The sequence below is a fragment of the Gemmatimonadaceae bacterium genome (genome assembly GCA_020851035.1).
Classification (GTDB): domain Bacteria; phylum Gemmatimonadota; class Gemmatimonadetes; order Gemmatimonadales; family Gemmatimonadaceae; genus JACMLX01.
Map to the genome: position 1 here is coordinate 345137 of JADZDM010000005.1, position 18176 is coordinate 363312.

At 70.6% G+C, this 18176-nt stretch carries 20 protein-coding genes; 3 read left to right on the forward strand and 17 right to left on the reverse strand.

What is annotated here, in order from left to right:
- Nucleotides 1–18: 18 nt before the first annotated feature.
- The 16 genes from IT355_05265 to fliQ all read right to left on the reverse strand — a co-directional run bounded on the left by IT355_05265 (nucleotide 19) and on the right by fliQ (nucleotide 13187).
- The gene (locus IT355_05265) at nucleotides 19–1140 is read right to left on the reverse strand and encodes an NAD(P)/FAD-dependent oxidoreductase (protein MCC7052654.1); all 1122 of its coding nucleotides are present in this window, start codon (nucleotides 1138–1140) and stop codon (nucleotides 19–21) included.
- 42 nt (nucleotides 1141–1182) lie between these two features.
- The gene (locus tag IT355_05270) at nucleotides 1183–1437 is read right to left on the reverse strand and encodes a carbon storage regulator (protein ID MCC7052655.1); all 255 of its coding nucleotides are present in this window, start codon (nucleotides 1435–1437) and stop codon (nucleotides 1183–1185) included.
- A gap of 64 nt (nucleotides 1438–1501) precedes the next feature.
- Nucleotides 1502–2899, reverse strand: coding sequence for a flagellar hook-associated protein FlgK (gene flgK, locus IT355_05275; GenBank protein MCC7052656.1), 1398 nt, complete (start codon nucleotides 2897–2899; stop codon nucleotides 1502–1504).
- A gap of 10 nt (nucleotides 2900–2909) precedes the next feature.
- A complete protein-coding gene (gene flgN / locus IT355_05280; protein MCC7052657.1) occupies nucleotides 2910–3509 on the reverse strand; it encodes a flagellar export chaperone FlgN in 600 nt (199 codons plus the stop codon).
- Nucleotides 3510–3517: 8 nt separating this feature from the next.
- Nucleotides 3518–3865, reverse strand: a complete 348-nt coding sequence (locus tag IT355_05285; GenBank protein ID MCC7052658.1) for a rod-binding protein — start codon at nucleotides 3863–3865, stop codon at nucleotides 3518–3520.
- Complete coding sequence (locus IT355_05290) at nucleotides 3865–4962, reverse strand: flagellar basal body P-ring protein FlgI (protein MCC7052659.1); 1098 nt, start codon at nucleotides 4960–4962, stop codon at nucleotides 3865–3867. The genes IT355_05285 and IT355_05290 overlap by 1 nt, the downstream gene beginning before the upstream one ends.
- Nucleotides 4959–5618 (reverse strand): flagellar basal body L-ring protein FlgH, encoded by a 660-nt coding sequence (locus IT355_05295; GenBank protein MCC7052660.1) that lies wholly within the window; start codon nucleotides 5616–5618, stop codon nucleotides 4959–4961. Before IT355_05295 ends, IT355_05290 begins: the two co-directional genes overlap by 4 nt.
- Nucleotides 5618–6286 carry a flagellar basal body P-ring formation protein FlgA gene (gene flgA, locus IT355_05300; protein MCC7052661.1) on the reverse strand — a complete coding sequence of 223 codons (669 nt, stop codon included), beginning with the start codon at nucleotides 6284–6286 and terminating at the stop codon, nucleotides 5618–5620. The genes IT355_05295 and flgA overlap by 1 nt, the downstream gene beginning before the upstream one ends.
- The gene (flgG, locus tag IT355_05305; protein ID MCC7052662.1) at nucleotides 6286–7074 is read right to left on the reverse strand and encodes a flagellar basal-body rod protein FlgG; all 789 of its coding nucleotides are present in this window, start codon (nucleotides 7072–7074) and stop codon (nucleotides 6286–6288) included. The genes flgA and flgG overlap by 1 nt, the downstream gene beginning before the upstream one ends.
- A gap of 19 nt (nucleotides 7075–7093) precedes the next feature.
- Nucleotides 7094–7834 carry a flagellar hook basal-body protein gene (locus tag IT355_05310; protein ID MCC7052663.1) on the reverse strand — a complete coding sequence of 247 codons (741 nt, stop codon included), beginning with the start codon at nucleotides 7832–7834 and terminating at the stop codon, nucleotides 7094–7096.
- 389 nt (nucleotides 7835–8223) lie between these two features.
- Nucleotides 8224–8832: a hypothetical protein gene (locus tag IT355_05315; GenBank protein ID MCC7052664.1), complete on the reverse strand. Its 609-nt coding sequence runs from the start codon at nucleotides 8830–8832 to the stop codon at nucleotides 8224–8226.
- Entirely contained in the window at nucleotides 8832–9782 is a 951-nt protein-coding gene (locus IT355_05320; protein MCC7052665.1) for a FliA/WhiG family RNA polymerase sigma factor, read from the reverse strand. The genes IT355_05315 and IT355_05320 overlap by 1 nt, the downstream gene beginning before the upstream one ends.
- On the reverse strand, nucleotides 9779–10597 hold the full coding sequence (locus tag IT355_05325; GenBank protein MCC7052666.1) for a hypothetical protein: 819 nt from the start codon (nucleotides 10595–10597) through the stop codon (nucleotides 9779–9781). The genes IT355_05320 and IT355_05325 overlap by 4 nt, the downstream gene beginning before the upstream one ends.
- Nucleotides 10587–12677, reverse strand: coding sequence for a flagellar biosynthesis protein FlhA (gene flhA, locus IT355_05330; GenBank protein MCC7052667.1), 2091 nt, complete (start codon nucleotides 12675–12677; stop codon nucleotides 10587–10589). The genes IT355_05325 and flhA overlap by 11 nt, the downstream gene beginning before the upstream one ends.
- Nucleotides 12674–12907, reverse strand: a complete 234-nt coding sequence (locus IT355_05335; GenBank protein MCC7052668.1) for a hypothetical protein — start codon at nucleotides 12905–12907, stop codon at nucleotides 12674–12676. The genes flhA and IT355_05335 overlap by 4 nt, the downstream gene beginning before the upstream one ends.
- A gap of 10 nt (nucleotides 12908–12917) precedes the next feature.
- The gene (fliQ, locus tag IT355_05340; protein MCC7052669.1) at nucleotides 12918–13187 is read right to left on the reverse strand and encodes a flagellar biosynthesis protein FliQ; all 270 of its coding nucleotides are present in this window, start codon (nucleotides 13185–13187) and stop codon (nucleotides 12918–12920) included.
- A gap of 325 nt (nucleotides 13188–13512) precedes the next feature.
- Here fliQ and IT355_05345 point away from each other — a divergent pair, with 325 nt between their 5' ends.
- The 3 genes from IT355_05345 to IT355_05355 all read left to right on the forward strand — a co-directional run bounded on the left by IT355_05345 (nucleotide 13513) and on the right by IT355_05355 (nucleotide 17048).
- Complete coding sequence (locus IT355_05345) at nucleotides 13513–14589, forward strand: helix-turn-helix transcriptional regulator (GenBank protein MCC7052670.1); 1077 nt, start codon at nucleotides 13513–13515, stop codon at nucleotides 14587–14589.
- A 117-nt stretch (nucleotides 14590–14706) separates the two neighbouring features.
- A complete protein-coding gene (locus IT355_05350; protein ID MCC7052671.1) occupies nucleotides 14707–15954 on the forward strand; it encodes a hypothetical protein in 1248 nt (415 codons plus the stop codon).
- Nucleotides 15955–16190: 236 nt separating this feature from the next.
- The gene (locus tag IT355_05355; protein MCC7052672.1) at nucleotides 16191–17048 is read left to right on the forward strand and encodes a DUF1698 domain-containing protein; all 858 of its coding nucleotides are present in this window, start codon (nucleotides 16191–16193) and stop codon (nucleotides 17046–17048) included.
- 30 nt (nucleotides 17049–17078) lie between these two features.
- Here IT355_05355 and IT355_05360 read toward each other — a convergent pair whose 3' ends face one another.
- Nucleotides 17079–18176 carry an EscU/YscU/HrcU family type III secretion system export apparatus switch protein gene (locus tag IT355_05360; GenBank protein MCC7052673.1) on the reverse strand — a complete coding sequence of 366 codons (1098 nt, stop codon included), beginning with the start codon at nucleotides 18174–18176 and terminating at the stop codon, nucleotides 17079–17081.

An 18176-nucleotide genomic window follows, 5' to 3' on the forward strand; every position in this document is an offset into this window, starting at 1 on the left:
CGGAGGACTGCCCGCGGGTCAGTGACCGGCGGACTGCACCAGGGCCGTCACGTGCGCGCCAATGGCGAGTGACGCGGTGAGGCCGGGGGACTCGATGCCGAAGCAGTGCACCACGCCGCGCACGCCATGGGACCGCGGCCCGTCGATGCGGAAGTCGGCGGCCGGTGCACCGCGGGCGCTGAGCTTGGCGCGGAAACCGGCGTAGGCGGGCCGCAGTGCGTCGTCCGGGAGCCCGGGCCAGTAGCGCTGCACCTCGCGCGTGAAGGCGGTGGCGCGGGCGGGATCGACCGTCAGCGTGCGCGGTGCGCCATCCGGGAGCCACTCGACGTCGGGGCCGAAGCGTGCCTGGCCGGCCATGTCCAGGGTGAGGTGAATGCCAAGCCCGCCATCGAACGGCACCGGGTACACCAGGTGTGCGAACGGGACGGCACCATCGAGCGCAAAGTAGTTGCCCTTGGCGACGTGCAGCGGTGGAATGTGCGTGCCGGGGAACCCGTCGAGCCGTCGTGCCACCGCCTGTGCATCCAGGCCGGCGCAGTTGATGATCCAGCGGGCGTCGATGCGGAATCCGTCGGCCTCCGTCGTCGTCACGCGCCAGGCATCGCCGATGCGCTGCGCACTGCTGAGTGCGGTGCGCAGCACGATGGCCGCACCGCCCAGCTCAGCGTCGCGGCGCAGTGCGGCCATGAGGGCGTGTGTGTCCACGATCGCGGTCTCCGGCGACCAGAGGGCGGCGTGGCAGGTGAGGGCCGGCTCCAGGGCACGGGCCTCGCTGCCGGTGAGCCGTTGCAGCGAGGTGACGCCGCAGGCGAGTGCCCGCGCCTCGATCGCCTCGAGCGCAGGGCGGTCGGCCTCACCGGCGGCCACCACCAGCTTGCCGATCCGGCGCCACGGAATGCCGTGCGCAGCGCAGTACCCCAGCAGCAGTTCGCGCCCGCCGGTGCAGAGCGACGCCTTGAGCGAGCCGGGGGTGTAGTACAGGCCGGCATGCACGACCTCGCTGTTGCGCGAGCTGGCGCCGGAGCCGATCACGTCGGCGGGGTCGAGCACGACGACGCTGTGGCCTGCCATCGCGAGTGCACGGGCGACGGCCAGGCCCACCACGCCGGCCCCGCTCACGAGGCAGTCGATGCGGTCCATGCGGGGAATGCCGTGCAATGCGGATGCCGTGACGCGGGCGCGTCAGGGCTGTGGGGCGGGCTGCCGTGGGGCGAGCGCGCTGCCGGTGGCCACCAGCGCCGTGGCGGCGGCGCCATCGACGCTGGCGCGCCGGTTCTGCGCCGCCACCTGCTCGAGGAGCTCGGCGCGCAGGATGGTCGTCTCGGGTGGCGCCTCGATGCCGATGCGCACCCCACCGCGGTCGCACTGCACGACCACGATCCGGATTCCCCCATCGATGACGATCGCGTCACCGGCCTTCCTGCTCAGGATCAGCATCCTTGCGTCCCCAGTGCGAATTGTGGTCCTGCCGGGTGACGACTCCGCGTCACCCGCTGCGAGATCAGCGTCCGAGGTTGATGAGCGTCTGCGAGAGCTCGTCGACGACGGAGATGAGGCGTGCGGCGGCGGCGTACGACTGCTGGTACTTCATGAGGTTCACCATCTCCTCGTCGATCGAGACGCCCTTGATGCTCTCGCGGCGGCCGTCGGACTGCGTAGCGAGGGTGCGGGCCGAGGTGGCCACGCCGTTGGCCGCGCTGACGCCAGTGGCGATGGTGGAGATGACGGTGCGGTACCCCTCGCCGATCGACGCCACCTGGCCGTTGATCGGCACGCGGGTGGTGCGGAGCTGCGAGAGGGCGATGGCGACGCCGTTGTCACCGGGTTCGCCGCTGATGCCCGACGCGGCGATCTTCGTGACGTCGGCGCTGATCGCGGAGTCGAGGCGGATGGTGCGTGCGGTGGTGCGGGTGGCGTCGTAGAAGTCGCCGGCGGCCGTGGTGCCCACGAAGCCGGTGCGATGGATCGTGTTCACCGACGACACCAGCGCGGCGGCCACGCCATCGAGGTCGGCGAGCGAGTCGGGGTAGATGTTGTTGTACGCGTCGAGCGTGCCGGCCATCTGTCCGCCGACCTGGTACATGGTCTCGGAGTTGCCGCCACCCGACGGGGCCTCGCCGAGGGCGACGCCGAGGCGGGTGGGATCGCTGAGCAGCGCCTGGATGCGGACCGGCTTCCAGTTGGCGCCGTCGACGAGCGAGTCGCCGCCGATGTTCACGTTCACCGACCCGTCGGCCTGCGGATACGCGGTGGCACCGATGAGCGACGCGAGCTCGTCGATCTTCATGTCGCGCTGGTCGCGCATGTCCGGCGACTGGTTGCCGGCCGATTCGGCCGCCACGATGCGCCTGTTGATGTCCGCCACCTGCTCAGCGAGGGCGTTGACCCGTGCCGACTGCTCCAGGAGGCGGGTGCGCGCCACCGTCTGTGCATCCACGACCTGGTTGCCGTAGGTGTTGAGCTGCGTGGCCACCTGCGCGGCGCGCTGCCGGACCACGCCGCGGGCGGCGTCGGAGTCGGGATTGGTGGAGAGGTCGCTCCAGGCCGACCAGAGCTGCTCGATGCTGCTGGCCAGGCCGGTCTCGGACGGCTCGCCGAGGATGTTCTCCACCGCCTGCAGCGCGTCGCGACGCTCCTCGCTGTAGGCCGCCCCCTGCGAGTCGCGGCGGTAGGCCGAGTCGATCAGCTCGTCGCGCATGCGCTCGACGCCATCCACCAGCACGCCGGTGCCGAAGGTGCCGAACGGCAGCTGCTCGGGATAGTTCGCCTTGAGCGAGACACGCTGGCGCGAGTAGCCGGGCGTCTGCGCGTTGGTGACGTTCTGCGAGGTCGTGCTGATCTGTGCCTGCGCGGCGGTGAGGCCGGTCCGGGCGATGCTCAGCAGTCCGCCGAAGTTCATGGAATGCCCCTCAGACCGATCGATCGAGGAAGCGCGCCTGCGTCGGCACCATCGCCGGCGTGAGGCGTGCGATGGGCGCCCGCATCACCGGCACGCCGGCGGGAATCACCGGGGCGGCCGCAGCCGCCACCGGTGCGGCGTAGGTGGCGGTGGGCTGCGGTGCGCCGAAGAGCTTCTGCACGTAGTCGTTGCCGTTGTCCATCGCGGCCCGGAGGACCTGCTTGTTCATGTCCACCTCGCGGCTGAGGGTGACGGCGGCGTCCTGCAGGGCGTTGCGGGCGTCGATGACGGCGGTGGTGGCGCGATCGCCGAGGATCTCCTCGAGGTCGTTCACGTTCATGTCCTCGGCGCCGCCGAGCAGGCGGTTCACGCTCTTGCGGCGGCGGCGGGCCTCGCCGAGGGTGGCGAGCACGCGGTAGGTGGCGAAGACGCTGTCGTCGAGGGCCTGCAGGTCGTCGTCGGCGACGGCGCTGCGCTGCTTGCGCATCACCAGCATGAGCTCCTCGAGCAGCTTCCGTTCGGTGCCCAGCACGTCCGAGAGCACCTCGACGGCCGTCTCGCGGCGCGGGGTGGCAGTGGGGGCGTAGTTCTGTGCGTAGGTCGGCAGCATGACGAGGCTCAGGGGATCCGGACGGGTGATGCAACGGACGGGGTGACGGGTGCCGCATGCGGGGCCGGTGCGGCGCCCAGCCCAGCCTTTTCGCGGAGTGCGCGGTAGATCGCGTCGCCCAGTCCGCGATGCCACCGCGTACCAGTATCGGCGGCGAGCCGCTCATCCATGAGCCCGGCGAACATCGCTTCGCCCTGGCCCTGCTCCACCAGGCCGCCGCTGCTGTCGACGCTCGCGCGCATGGTCTTGTAGAGCTCCTGCACGAACACGCCCTGCAGGTCGGTGGCGGCCTTCCGCATCGCCGCATCGCGCGGATCGACGGGGGCCGGCGTGATGCCGGAAACGGATGTCGTCATCAGCGGATCACGATCTCGGCGGCCAGCGCCCCGACTTCACGGAGGGCGCTGAAGATCGCGGCGATCTCCTGCGGCGACGAGCGCACGCCATGCAGCGCGCTGGCGATGCGCTGCACCGACGTGCCCGGTTGCAGGCGCACCTCGCCGGCTTCGACCTTGGTGCTGTCGCTGCCGCCGCCGATGGTGAGCGTGAGCTGGCCGTGTGTCACGACGGCCTCGCCGACGGACACGTCGCCTCCCGCGACGACGGTGCCATCGCGCCCGTCGATCACGACCCTGGCGCCGCGGGTCACGCGCACCGGCAGTTCGCGCAGCTTGCTGAGGGCCGCACTGCGGGCGGAGCCGGCGGTGTCCTTGAGCGTGAGGGTCACGGAGCCCGGGTCGTCCACCCGCGCGGTGCCCGCCCCGAGCGCACTGTCGATCACGGCGGCGATGCGGCTGGCGACGGCGATGTCCGGTTCGCGGAGGGCGAGCGCGGTGGTGCCGGTGCCGTAGGCGGCGCGCGGCAGTTCGGCCTCGATGATGCCACCGCCCGGCACGCGCGCGCTCGTCTCGACCCGCATGCCGTACGACCGGCTGCCACCGCTGCTGCCCTCGCTGAGCACCACGCCGCCCTGTGCGGTGGCCATCGGCGTGCCCCCGACCTCGCTGATGAGGGGTGTCATGTAGAGCACCCCTCCGCGCAGCGACGGTGCATCACCGATGCTGGAGACCTGCACGTCGAAGTGCCCGCCCGGGCGGAGGTAGGCCGACACCTCGGCGGTCACGAGCACGGCCGCGACGTTGCGCGTGCGGAGCACGTTGGCCGGCACCGTGATGTCGAAGCGGCGGAGGAGGTTCACGATGCTCTGCACCGTCTGGCCACCCTGCGAGCCACCGGCGCCACGATCGCCCGTGCCGTCGAGGCCGGCCACCAGGCCGTAGCCGACCATGCGCACCGGTGCTGCACCGTCGGCCAGCACGAGGTCGCGGATGCGCGACTGGCCGTGCATCACCGAGGCGGTGGTGAGGAGGGCGAGCGAGAGCAGCGCGCAGGCGGCGACCACGCGCAGGGCGCTGCGGTCGGTGCGGCGCCGGGTCCTGCGGCGGACGGTCATGGCCAGAAGGCGCTGAGGATCTTGCTGAGCAGGCCCTGCTTCGCCTTGCCCAGGCTGCCCTTGTTCGTGATGTCGAGCTTCGCATCGGCCACGCGTGACGAGGCGATGGTGTTGGTGCCGCCCAGGTCCTGCGGGCGGATGGCGCCGGTGAAGCTGATGAGCTGCTGTTCCTTGTCGACGCCGATGGTCTTGGTGCCCTTGATCGTGAGCACGCCGGTGACCGGGTCGATGCTCATGACTCGGGCGGTGATCTCGCCGTCGAGCCGGAGCTGGCGGGTGCGATCGCCGCGTTGCGTGCTCTCACCGTTGTTGCTGGTGTTGAACGCCGCGCCGGGGGCCGTGGCGGCGGTGGCGCCGGGAGTGATGAGCTGGAAGTCGGTGTCCTTCTTGCGCCGCTGGGTGGCGTTGTCGGTCATGTTGGCCGACGCCAGCGTGTACTCGTCGATGTGCACGATGACCAGGTCGCCGACGGCGAAGGCGCGGCGGTCGGAGGTCCAGTTCAGGCGACCGGGACGCGCGTTGAGTGCGGTGGCGGGTGCTGCCGGTGACACCACCACGCTGTCGCGCCGTGGCTGGGCGTGCAGGTGCTGCGTGAGGAACATGGTCAGCCCGATCAGCGCCGTGGCGCGCATCATGTCCCGTTGCGAGATCTTCATCAGTCCAGCCTCACGGTGTTGCGTCCGGTCGCGACACCGGCAAGGCGCCGGCCGCGATCGAGACGAATGGCGACGCGCCCGCCGAGCGACGCGTTCTGGAGCGCGGTGCCGGCAAGCGCCAGGCGCACGCCGGCGCGCACGACTTCCGCCGTCACGACGTCACCCGCGCGGACCACTGGCGGGGCGATCACGTCGCCTGGCCGGATGGGTTCCCCCTCACGCAGCATGCGACGCGCCTCGGTGCCGAGCACCGCCGCCAGGCTGGCCTGGGAGGGCCGGTCCGGCGCCCCCCATTCGAGGGTGCTGCGCAGCTCGACATCGCCGCGGTCGAGTGCCTGGCCGCGGATGATCGTGTGCGAGGCCACCACGCCGGGCTGCTCGTGCCCGATGTGCAGGCGTGCGACGAGCGCCGGCGCGGCAAAGCGCGAGGGGCGCATGGTGACGGTGTAGGTGCCGGTACGGTCGCTGCCGCTGACCTCGGCGGTGGCGGCGCGCAGGGCGGTGCTGTCGCCGCGCACGAGGGTCCACTCCACGCAGCGGGTGGCACAGGGCGCGATGGCCCAGCCGGCCGTGATGCGCAGCACCAGCGAGTCGATCGTGGCGCGCGGTTGTGCGCCGGCCGTCGATGCCGCGCCGGCTGCGATGAGGAAGGCCACCGCGAGACGCATCAGCGCACCAGGCCGTTCGCGATCTGCAGCATGTCGTCGCTGGTCTTGATGGCCTTCGACGTGAGCTCGTACGCGCGCATGGTGGTGATCATGTCCACCATCTCGGTGACCACCTCGACGTTCGACATCTCGAGGGCGCCCTGCATGAGCCGGCCGGTGCCCTCGTCCTGCGGGAAGCTGGTGGTGGGCTCGCCGCTGGCGGGCGTGGCGGTGTACATGTTCTGGCCCATGGAGAGCAGGCCGGACGGATTGGTGAAGCGGGCCAGCTCGATGCGGCCGAGTTCCTCGGGGACGGAGCTGCCGGGGCGCATGGCGCTGACGATGCCGCTGGGGCCGATGCTGAGTGCCGACGACTGCGCAGGCACGCGGATGTTCGGCAACACCGGGTTGCCCTCGGCGGTGACGAGTGCACCCTGGTCGGAGAGCTGGAGCTTGCCGTCGCGCGTGTAGGCGAGCTGGCCGCCGGGCAGCTGCACCTGGAAGAAGCCATCACCCTCGATGGCGATGTCGAGCGGGTTCTGGGTGGTCTCGAGCGAACCCTGGGCGTGGTCCTTCTGCACGCTGGCGAGGCGCACGCCGCGACCGATCTGCACCGCCGGCAGCGTGTTGGCGGCGGGTCCGCCGATCACCTGCGGGCCGCTGACGGTCTGGTAGAGCAGGTCCTCGAAGTTGGCGCGGCTGCGCTTGTAGCCGGTGGTGTTCACGTTCGCGAGGTTGTTCGCGATCACTTCCTGGCGGGTCTGCTGGGCGCGCATGCCACTGGCGGCGGCGCGGAGTGCGGGATCCATGCGTGGGCTCCGGTGCGGGTCAGGCCGACTTGCCGACCTGGTTGGCGGCGATGCCGCGGATGTCGTCCATCACGGAGATGGACTTCTGGATGTCGGCGTAGGCGCGCACGGTGTCGATCATCTCGGTGAGCGACTCGATGGCGTTGACGTTGCTGGCCTCGACGGCGCCCTGCACCACCTGGCGCTCGGCTGCGGTCGCGGGGGTGCGGGTGGCACCGGGGAGGAACATCCCGGCACCGGCGTGCTGGAGGGCCTGGTTCGGCGGCACACTCTCGATGCGCAGCGCCACGGACGGGGCCCGTGACACCGGGCCTGCGGTGCGCTCGCCGGCGGGAGGCTGCACGGTGATCACACCGTCGCGGCTGAAGCCGACATCGCCCTGCGGCAGCGTGATGGGCCCGCGCTCGCCGAGCACGAGGTGGCCCTGCTGCGTGACGAGGCGACGCTGGTCGTCGAGCCGGAGCGCGCCGCCGCGGGAGAGGCGCTCGCCGTCTGGCGTCTGGACCACGAGGAAGGCGCTGCCCTCCATCGCGAGGTCGAGGGCGTTGCCGGTGGGGGTGATGTCGCCCTGCGAGCGGTCGGTGACGGCGTCCGCGGCGGCGACGGCGTCGTCCACGATGCGGCCGAAGACCCGTTCCTTCTTGAAGCCGGTGGTGTCGACGTTGGCCAGGTTGTTGGCGATGGCCTGCTGGCGCCGCTCGTAGAAGTGCAGGGCGGCGGCGGCGGAGGTCAGGCCGGTGTTCTTGAGGATGGGAGGCATGGCGGTTGGGCAAGTGTCCGGTGCCGATCATGCGCAAGCGCAGGGCCAGCCGGTCGAAAGGTTCAAGTCGTTGCTGTGTAATGACTTGTGAGGCTCGTGCCACACCCGCCCTGCCCTGGCTCCCGGCAGTCCGTGCCGCGCTCGGCAGGCACTGCCGGGGTGCTCGCACGATTTCGATGACAAGGAGTCAGAGTCATCGTCATCAAAGTCATCGTCATCCGCACGATTTCGGTGGCAGAGTCATCGTCATCAAAGTCATCGTCATCCGCACGATTTCGGTGGCAAGGAGTCAGAGTCATTGTCATCGAAACACTGCGGTTCTTTCGCGCGATTTCGAGGTCAAGATCCCCGTCTCCTTGAACGGTGCGCGTGAACGCGACCCGACTACCTCACCCCAACCGCGCGGTGAACCGGGTGCCGAGCGCTCGTGACTTCGGCGCCGTGCGGGCGGCTTCCGCGTGACCATAGGTCGACGGCTCCACCATGCTGCGCGATTCGGTGTAGACGGTGCGCGTCACATCGCGCTTCGGGACGACCGCCTTCGACGCGGCTGTGCGCGCGGCGGCAGCCCTGGGATCCGCCTTCGCCATCATCATCACCACCGCATCGCGCGACAGCCCCGTGCGACGTGCAATCTCGAGCGCATCGGCACCTGCGTTCTTCAACGCACGTGCCGAGACCTTCGACACCGGCGTGTGCACCTTCACGGTCTTCACCGAGCCTGACCTGCGACGCGGACGGTTCACGACCGCCTGCTCGGCGGGGATGGACATCATCCCCATCGGCGTCAGCCAGCGCGTGAAGCCACTGGCTTCCGGCGACATGGCCGGCTGGCGCGCCTCACGGCGGCGACCGCGCCAGATCGCGATGATCGCGAGCACGAACGCCAGCAGCAGCAGCGCCCCGGTGATGGAGATCATGAGCTGGTCCCCCGAGACGAGGAACCGGCCGATCGCGGTGGCGCGGGCGAGGGCGGCGTCGAGGTCGAGTCGTGACATCACGCCACCTCCTCACGCAGCGGCCGGAGTTCGGTGCGCAGCTTCTGCAGCGCCTTGCTGCGGATCTGCGACACGCGGCTCTCGGTGAGCTCGAGGATGTCGGCGATCTCGTGCAGCTTCAGCTCCTCGAAGTAGTAGAGGCTGAGCACCGTGCGCTCCTGCTCCTTGAGGCGCAGGATCGCGTCGCGCAGGTGATGCACTTCCTGCTCGCGGGTGATCATGTCGTCCACCGAGTCGTTGGCCTCGTCGGCCAGCACCTCGATCGGCGTGGGCGCGAGCGTCTCGGTCTCGCTGGGGCTGCGGTCGAGCGGCACGTGGTGGGCCCCCTCGATGTCGGAGCGCCACTTCCAGAGCGTCGGCAGGTCCACGCCGAGGTGGTCGGCGACCTCGCGGTCGCTGGGGGTGCGCCCGAGCACGCGGCCGAGGGTCTCGCGGGCCTGGCTGATCTCGCGCGTCTTGCGGCGGATGGAGCGGGGCACGTGGTCCTGGCGCCGCAGCTCGTCGAGGATCGCGCCGCGGATGCGCGGCGCCGCGAAGGTGCTGAAGGCGAGGCCACGCTCCACGTCGAACGCCTCGAGCGCGGACATCAACCCGATCGAGCCCGAGCTCACCAGCTCGTCGAAGTCGGCCTTCACGGCCAGCGTCTTCGACATCTGGCGGGCGACGTGATGCACGAGTCCGAGGTGTTCCTTCAGGAGCTGCTCGCGGGCGCCGGCATCACCTTCGGACATCAACCGCCAGAGGGACACCTGCGGATCCATCGTGGGCTCCTTGCGCTTGGTGGTGGCCGCAGCGCCGCTGCGCGTGGTGGTGGTGAGGGTGGCGCGCGGGGAGCGCACGACCGGCGTGTCGGCCGGCGGGACCAGCGGCATGACGGTGTTGGCGGCGGCCGCCACGCCGGGGCGTGCGGCGGAGATGACTGGCCGGCGGGTACGTGCGGAGTTCGTCATGCGGCCACCTGTCCGGCCACGAGGCCGAGGGATGCGAGGATGCGCTGGGGAGCGGGCTTCAGGTCGGCCGGGACATCCAGGCCATCGGTGAGCCAGCGGGTGGGAAGGGCCAGCAGTGCGGCGAGATCAGCGATGCCGGCGTCACCCGGAACGTCGTCGAGCTTCGAGAGGAGCAGGTGCGTGGGTCGCAGCGCCGCGTGCGACGCCATGGTGGCCGCGGCGACATCGGCGCGGATGCCGGCGGGAAGCACGAGGTGGATCTCGTCGGGACGCAGCGCGCGCAGGATCGGCCACCAGGCCTCGTCGCGTGCGCCGGCCTTGGGGCTGCGCCCGGGCGTGTCCACGATCACCACGTCGAGCGAGCCGAGGGTCGCGAGTGCCGTCGCGGCGTCGGTGGTGTCGTACGCCACCTCCAGCGCACAGCCGGTGATCTCGGCGTAGGTGGCGATCTGCTCGAGCCCTGCCACACGGAAGGTGTCGAGCGTGAGCAGTCCCACGTTCCAGGTGCCGAAGCCGTGCACGTTGGCCGCCAGCTTGGCGACGGTGGTGGTCTTGCCGGCGCCGGTGGGACCGACGAGGGCGATCAGGTACGGGCGACCGGTGCGCCGCTCCGACGGCAGTGGCAGGTGCGTTGGCGTGAGCTGCCGCCGGAAGGCCTCGACATCCGCTGCGGAAGCGGCGACGACCTCCACCGACTGCTCGTTTCCATCGCGCACGGTGCGCGTCTGCAGCACCACGGCGTCGTCGCCGAAGAGGGCCTCGGCGCTGCGCGCGACGGCGCTGAGGTCGCGGGCACGAAATGTCTCAAGCCGCATAAGGCAATTCCCAGGTGGCAACCGAGGTGAGGTTCACCGACGCCGGCAGTTCGGCGAGGCTGACGACCGGCACGTTCGGGAGCACCGGTTCGATGAGGCGCCGCACGCCGACGCGCAGCGTGGGCGGGGTGATGAGCGGCAGCGGCCGGCCTTCGACCGCGTGCATGGTCGCGATGTGGTTCAGGTCTCGCAGCAGCGTGGCGAGCGTGTCGGGGTTGAGCAGCGACATCCCCTGCTGCGTGCTGCGCGGGCTGAACAGGCCGCTCAGTGCGGCCTCGAGGCGCGGGCCGATGGTGACACCGCGCACGCTGCCCGTCATGTCGAGGAAGAGGCGGCTGATCGGGTTCGACAGCGAGCGCCGGACGACTTCCGTGAGCTGCTCGGGATCCTTCGTCTGCTCGGCAGCGTCACCGAGTGCCTCGAGGATCGAGACGAGATCGCGGATCGGCACCCGCTCGCGCAGCAGGCGCTGGAGCACACGGTGCAGCGTGCCGAGCGTGATGCGTCCGGGGATGATCTCCTCGACGAGCGCGGGATGGCTCTTCTTCAGCGCATCGACCATCTCCTGCACGTCCTGGCGGCCGAGCAGGTCGGCGGCGTGGGACTTCAGCGTCTCCATCAGGTGGGTGGCGATCACGGTGCTCGGCTCGACCACCACCCAGCCGGCGGCCTCCGCCTCGATGCGCGCGGCGGTGGTGATCCACTTCGCGGGCATGGCGAAGCTCGGGTCGACGGTGTCCATCCCGTCGATCTCCTGCATCACGCCACCGGTGTTGAGGGCCAGCAGGAAGCGCGGCATCACCTCGGCGCGGGCCACCTCGGCGCCGCGGATCTTCACCACGTACTCGTTGGCTGGCAGGCGGATGTCGTCGCGGATGCGGATCGCCGGCACCAGGATGCCGAGTTCCTGCGCACCTTGCTTGCGGAGCAGGGCGATGCGCTCGAGCAGGTCGCCGCCCTGCTTCTCGTCGATGAGCGGGATGACGGCGTAGCCCACCTCCAGCTCGATCGGGTCGATCTGGAGCAGGTCCTGCATCGGGTCAGTGGTGGCGGGCAGCGCAGGCTTCGGCGCATCGGCGATGGCCTGCGCCTCGGTGGCGCGGTCCTCGATGGCGGTGGCGCTCCGGGCCACGAACGCCATGGTGCCGGCGAGCGCGAGGAAGGGGAACGCGGGCAGCCCCGGCATCAGCGCGAAGCTGCCCAAGACGCCGGCGGCGATCCACATCGCGCGTGGCTGCCGTGCGAGCTGGCCGGAGATCACGTCACCCATGCCGCGTCCGTTGGCGGAGTTGGTGACCATCAGGCCGGCGGCGACGGAGATGATCAGCGCCGGCACCTGGCTCACCAGGCCCTCACCGACGGTGAGCATCACGTACTTGCTGGCGGCGGCACCGATCGGCAGGTTCTTCTGCACGACGCCGATGATGATGCCGCCGATGATGTTGATGCCGGTGATGAGCAGTGCCGCGACCGCGTCACCCTTCACGAACTTCGAGGCGCCATCCATCGAGCCGAAGAAGTCGGCCTGCTGCGAGACGCGCTCACGGCGCTCCCGGGCGGCGGCCTCGTCGATCAGGCCGGCGGCGAGGTCGGCGTCGATCGCCATCTGCTTGCCGGGCATGGCGTCGAGGGTGAACCGGGCGGCCACCTCGGCCACGCGCCCGGCGCCCTTCGTGATCACCACGAAGTTGATCGCGAGCAGGATCAGGAAGACGACGATGCCGACGACGTAGTTGCCGCGCAGGATGAAGGTGCCGAACGCCTGGATGATGCTGCCGGCGTGACCTTCCCCGAGGATGAGCCGCGTGGAGCTGACGTTCAGCCCGAGGCGGAAGAGCGTGAGGATGAAGAGGACGGCGGGAAACGACGAGAACTCGAGCGGGTCCTTGGTGCTCAGCGCGACCAGCAGCACCACCAGGGCGCTGGCGATGCTGGCGGCGAGCAGCAGGTCGAGGATGACGGCGGGGAGGGGAACGATCAGCAGCGAGACGATCGCGACCACGCCGATGGCGAGGGCGACTTCCGCGGTGCGCGCCGGACGGCTGTTTGCGCCCGGGAGTGCGGCCGCCGCAGCGCTCACGCGCCGGTCTCCGTGCGACGGCGGACCGTCGGGGCGGTGTAGGTGAGGGCCGACGCAGCCGCGGGCGCGCGATAGACGGTGCGGCGCGCCGCAGGTGTCTCGATGCGTGACGCGGCGCCGGTGCCGGGCGCGTCGTAGCGCGTGGTGCGGTGCGGCGCGGGGTCGTCGTAGCGGTGTGCGCGCCTGTCAGCCGGCTGGCGCACGGGGGGGCGGATGGTGGTGGCGGCCATGGATGGTGCCTCAGGCCGCGAACTGCGGAAGACTGCGAAACAGCTCGGTGGTGAACTTCACCAGCAGCTGGATCATCCACGGCAGCGCGACGAGGAAGATCGCCGAGACGCCGACGAGCTTCGGCAGGAAGACGAGGGTCTGTTCCTGGATCTGCGTGACGCTCTGGAAGATCGAGACGACCAGCCCGATGCCGAGCGAGACGGCGAGCATGGGGGCCGACACCAGCAGCGACAGCAGGATGGCGTTGCGGGCGAGATCGACGATCTGGGTGTGCGACATGAGCCGTGGGGTCGGAGTACGGTCTCATGTAGAAGCAGGTGGGGTGCCAACCTGTGGATGGGTTGTCGAAGTCTCCTAAGGCATTCTCCGATAACACGTTACGGCTTCAATGGCCGCGACTGCTTCAGGCGGCTCGCGCGGCCATGCGGCAGCCTTTGCCGAGGGGGTGGTCGGCGCGGATTGCCGCTGAGGAGCGGCGGCGGGCGTCAGGTGTTTGTGCAGGCCCGGCGCCGGTCTGCTTGTCGTTCGACGTACGGTGGGCGATCCGTTCAGCCGGCGATCACGATGGGGCCGCCGAATCGCAAACACCCCAATCCGACACGTCATGCCCGGTCTCGATGCACTCCTTGGCGGCAGTGGTCTGGCGTGCTGCCTGCTCCTGGCGGTGCTGGCGTGGCGTGATGCCGGCGAGTTCTCGCAGGGACGGGTGCTGGGTGCGCTGGCCGTGAGCGTCAGCGCACAGCTGCTGGCACTCTCGCCGGCAGCACTGCTGCTGCCCGACGGCGCGAGCCTGCTGCTCCGATTGCTCGGCGCGCCGAACGTGGGGCTGCTCTGGTGGTTCTGCCTGGGCCTGCTGCGCGACGGGTTCCGTCCGGGCCGCGTCGAGTGGGCGGGAGGAATGGCGCTCGCGCTGGTGCCGCTGGTGTACCTGCTGGTGGATGCTGGCGTGCCGGTGCCGCAGGTGGACGCGATCGCCGCGGCTGGGTCGCTGCCGCCACTGATGATGGTGGGACATGTGGTCACCGTGGCGTTGCGCGGGCGGGCGTCGGACCTGCTCGAGCCGCGGCGGCGCGCCAGGAGCTGGCTGGCGTTCGCGCTGGTGTTCGCGCTGGTCGTGTCGCTGGCGACGGAGGAGCTTTCCGATGCGCAGCTTGCCTCGGTCCTCCGCAACGCCCTGGTCGTGGTGCCGATGAGCGTGCTGTTGCTGCTCTGGCTGACCCGGTTGCAGGTGGAGCGGCTGCAGTTCCTGCCGGTGGTCGTCGGCGCGCCGGTGGCCCGTCCGGCGATGGACCCGCGCGACATCGCCCTGCACCGACGGCTGACGCACGCCCTGGATGCCGACGCATGCTACCTGGATGCCGGCCTGACGATCGATGGCCTGGCCGACCGGCTGCGTGCGCCGGTGCAGCAGGTGCGGGCGCTGATCAACACCGGACTGGGGCACCGCAACTTCCCGGCGTTCCTGAACGAGTACCGGGTGGCACACGCGAAGCGGTTGCTGGCCGATCCCGAGCGGGGGCGCGACACGGTGCTGGCGGTGGCGATGCACTCGGGGTTCGCGTCCTTGGCGACGTTCAACCGGGTGTTCCGCGAGGTGGAGGGGAGCACGCCGACGGCGTTTCGTGCGGCGGCATTGGCGCGGCAGCTCCCCGAAAACGCGGACATGCCCCGCGAATCATGAATCGGGGAGTGTCGGCCACGAACTGAGGAGACGCCGAGGGCGGCGGAACGCAGGATGGGGGGCGCGCGCGGTCAACTGGGACCGTGGTGCGCGTCACCCTCTGCGGAGTGAATCGACATGTCGCACCGGTCAGTGATCGTGATGGCGTTCCTGTGCATCACCAGCGCCGCTGCGGCCCAGCCGTCGGTGGGGCGCGCCGATCGCGGGTCGGTGCTCCGGGTGGACTCACTGGGGGAGGTGGACCGCGGGGCGCTGGCGGCGTTCGCGGCGCCGCTGGACGGATCGATCCGGGTGCACGGTGCGGTGCGGATGTATCGGCTGGTGTACCGCACGGTGCTGCATGGGCGGGCGGTGGATGCGTCGGGGCTGCTGGTGGTACCCGCTGACCGGGTGCGACCCCGTGGGGTGGTGCTGTTCCTGCACGGCACCAACGTCACGCGGGCGCTGGCGCCGTCGCAGCCCGACCGCGTTGACGGCAACGAGGAAGCGGCGGTGTTCGGTGGGAACGGGTACCTGGTGGTGCTGCCGGACTACCTGGGGCTGGGTGAATCCACGGTGCCGCAGCCGTACATGATCGCGGCGGCGCAGCGGGATGTGTCGATCGACATGCTGCGGGCGGTCCGTACCGTGGCGGGAGCGATGCACACCGGGTGGGATCCGTCGCTGCTGCTGCTGGGGTTCTCGCAGGGCGGGCACAGCGTGGCCGCGGTGCAGCGCGAGCTGGAGCGGCGGCCGCTGGCGGGGTACCGGCTGCGCGGCGCGGTGGCGGTGGCCGGGGCGTTCGCGTTGCGGCGGGTGTCGCTGCCGTATACGCTCGACAACAACGGTGTCGGCTACCTGGCAATCTCGGTGATGGCGTACTGCCGGTACTACGGGCGTCCGGTGTCGGACGCGTTCGCACCGGCGCTGGCGCAGGCACTGCCGACGCTGCTGGACGGGAACCACGGGATGGACGAGATCGCACCGGTGCTGCCGGAGGACGTGCGTGCGCTGTTCACGCCGGCGTTCCTCCGGCAGGTGGACGGGCGCGAGGCGGGCTGGTTCACGCGGGCGTTGGACGAGAACTCGCTGGACGCGTGGGTGCCGCGGGCGCCGTTGCGGTTCTACAACGGTGAGGCGGACACGGACGTGTCGCGGGCGGATGCGAAGCGGCTGCACGACTTCGCGAAGCCGCGAGGTGGGGCGGTGTCACTGCACTCGCTGGGGCGCGTGGCGCACCAGGAGAGTTCGGGGCGGATGTATGCGCCGGTGCTGGCGTGGTTCGATTCGCTCAGCGCGGCGCGGCGCGCAGGCGGTCCTCGACGAGCCGCGGGAAGTGCTGGATCCCGTCCCCCGGCACATCACCTGCGGCGGCGCCATGGATGACGCAGTGGCACGACGACAGCCGTCGTCATCAGCGGTGTTTCGCGACATTCGTCCCGCGGAACTTCCGCGCGATGCACGGCGGGATACCATTCGGCACCATGCGGCGATGTGAATTGCTGCCTCGTGCGGCCGCGCCCGGCGGCGAGCTCTGGTGACGCCGCGGCCCGGACGGGCCACGGAACCCGCCGGTGGGTCACGCGTACGCCATTCGATGCTCCCCGACCTTCGAGCCTGACATGCCCGGCGCCGCCGACGTCCTTCGCCTGCATCCTGAGTGGTATCACTCCATCGAGCTGGCGCCCGGTGTCGTCACGCCCGGGCGTGCGCCACTGGCGTTCTGGGAGGAGGAACTGCGCGCCATCGCCCTGCCGGACCTTTCGGGGCGGTCGGTGCTCGACATCGGCGCCTACGACGGCTTCTTCTCGTTCGCAGCCGAGCGCCGGGGTGCCGCGCGCGTGGTGGCGCTGGATCACTACGCCTGGTTCACGGACATGCCGGCGTACATGCAGGAGTGGCGCGAGGCGCAGCAGGCCGGCCGGTTCCTGCCCCCGCCGCACCTGACCGGGCACTGGCGTCCGGACGAGCTGCCCGGCCGGCGGCCGTTCGAGGCGGCGCGTGCCGCGCTCGGGAGCACGGTCGAGGCGGTGGCCCGCGACTTCATGACGACAGGACCTGCGGACATCGGCACCTTCGACGTCGTGCTCTTTCTCGGTGTGCTCTATCACCTGGAGGAGCCGCTGACGGCGCTGCGTCGTGTGTTCGCGCTCACGGCCCCGGGTGGACGCTGCGTGATCGAGACGGAGGCGATGGAGATCCCGGGGTCGGGTCGCCGGGCGCTCTGCGAGTTCTTCCCGGGCGATGAGCTGAACGGGGACGCCTCGAACTGGTGGGCGCCGAACCGTGCCGCCCTCGTCGGCCTGTGCCAGGCGGCGGGGTTCGCGTCGGTGGAGGTGCTGCCGGAGCGGCAGCCCCTGAGCCTGGCGCGGCGCGCCGGCAAGCTGGCGAAGAACCGCGTCGCCCGCGTGCCGTTCAGCGGCGTGGCGCGACGCTACCGGCTGGTGGTGCACGCCATGCGGGCCGCGCAGCCGGGGTGACCCGACGGCGCGCGACGCAGCGGCGCGCCGTCAGTCGTCGATGGTGTGCGTGCCCATCCACGCCGCGCCGAACTTCGCCTTCTGCCGCATCACGAACGCCAGCACCTCGGCCACGGCCACATAGAGCTCGATGGGGATCTGCGTGCCCGGGCCCGCCTTGCTGGCCAGCAGCGCCCGCGCCACCGGGATGTTCTCCACCACCGGCACCCCCGCCTCGAACGCGAGCTGCTTGATCCGCTCGGCGATCATGCGCTGGCCGATGGCCACGATGACCGGCGCCGGGGCGACGAACGGGTCGTACTTGATCGCCACCGCGATGTGCACCGGGTTCACGATCACCACGTCGGCGGTCCTGACGTCGGCCATCATGCGCTTCCGCACCAGGGCGCGCTGCGCGCTGCGGATGCGCTGCTTGATCATCGGGTCGCCGTCGGCGCTGCGTGCCTCCTCCTTCAGCTCCTGCTTGCTCATCATCAGTCCCTTGTGCCAGCGCCACCACTGGAATCCGTAGTCGGCGGCGCCAAGCGCCACGAACGCGATGCCCGCGTGCCGGAGCAGGCCGATCGCGTGCTGCTGGAAGAGCTGGGCCACCCCCATCGGCCCACGCTGCGCGAGGGCGAGCACGTCGCGCCACATGTCGTCCACGGCGCTGTAGACCACACTGCCGATGATCACCAGCTTGACGAAGCTCTTGAGCAGGTCGGCCAGCCCCTGGGTGCCCAGCAGCCGCTTCGCGTTGCTGAGCGGGTTGAGCTTCTGCCACGAGGGCTCGAGTGCCTTCGGCGCGAGGGTGCCGCGCGCCTGCAGGGCGCTGGCCATGATGGCGACCAGCGCGAAGGCACCCAGCAGCAGCGCGAGCTGCGCCAGCGTGCGCCAGCCGAGGGCGATGGTGCCATACAGCAGGTCACGCGGCTCATGGTGTTCGGCGGCAGCGTTGTAGAGTCCCGTCGTCATGACCTCCACCAGGTAGCGCCCCATCGCGGGGGCCACGTTGGTGAAGATCACGGCCGACCCGAACAGCATCGCGGCCGTCGTCAGTTCGGTGCTGCGCGGGATGTTGCCCTTGGCGCGCTCGTCCTCGAGGCGTTTGCCACTGGGCTCCTCGGTCTTCTCGCCGTCGTCGGCCAC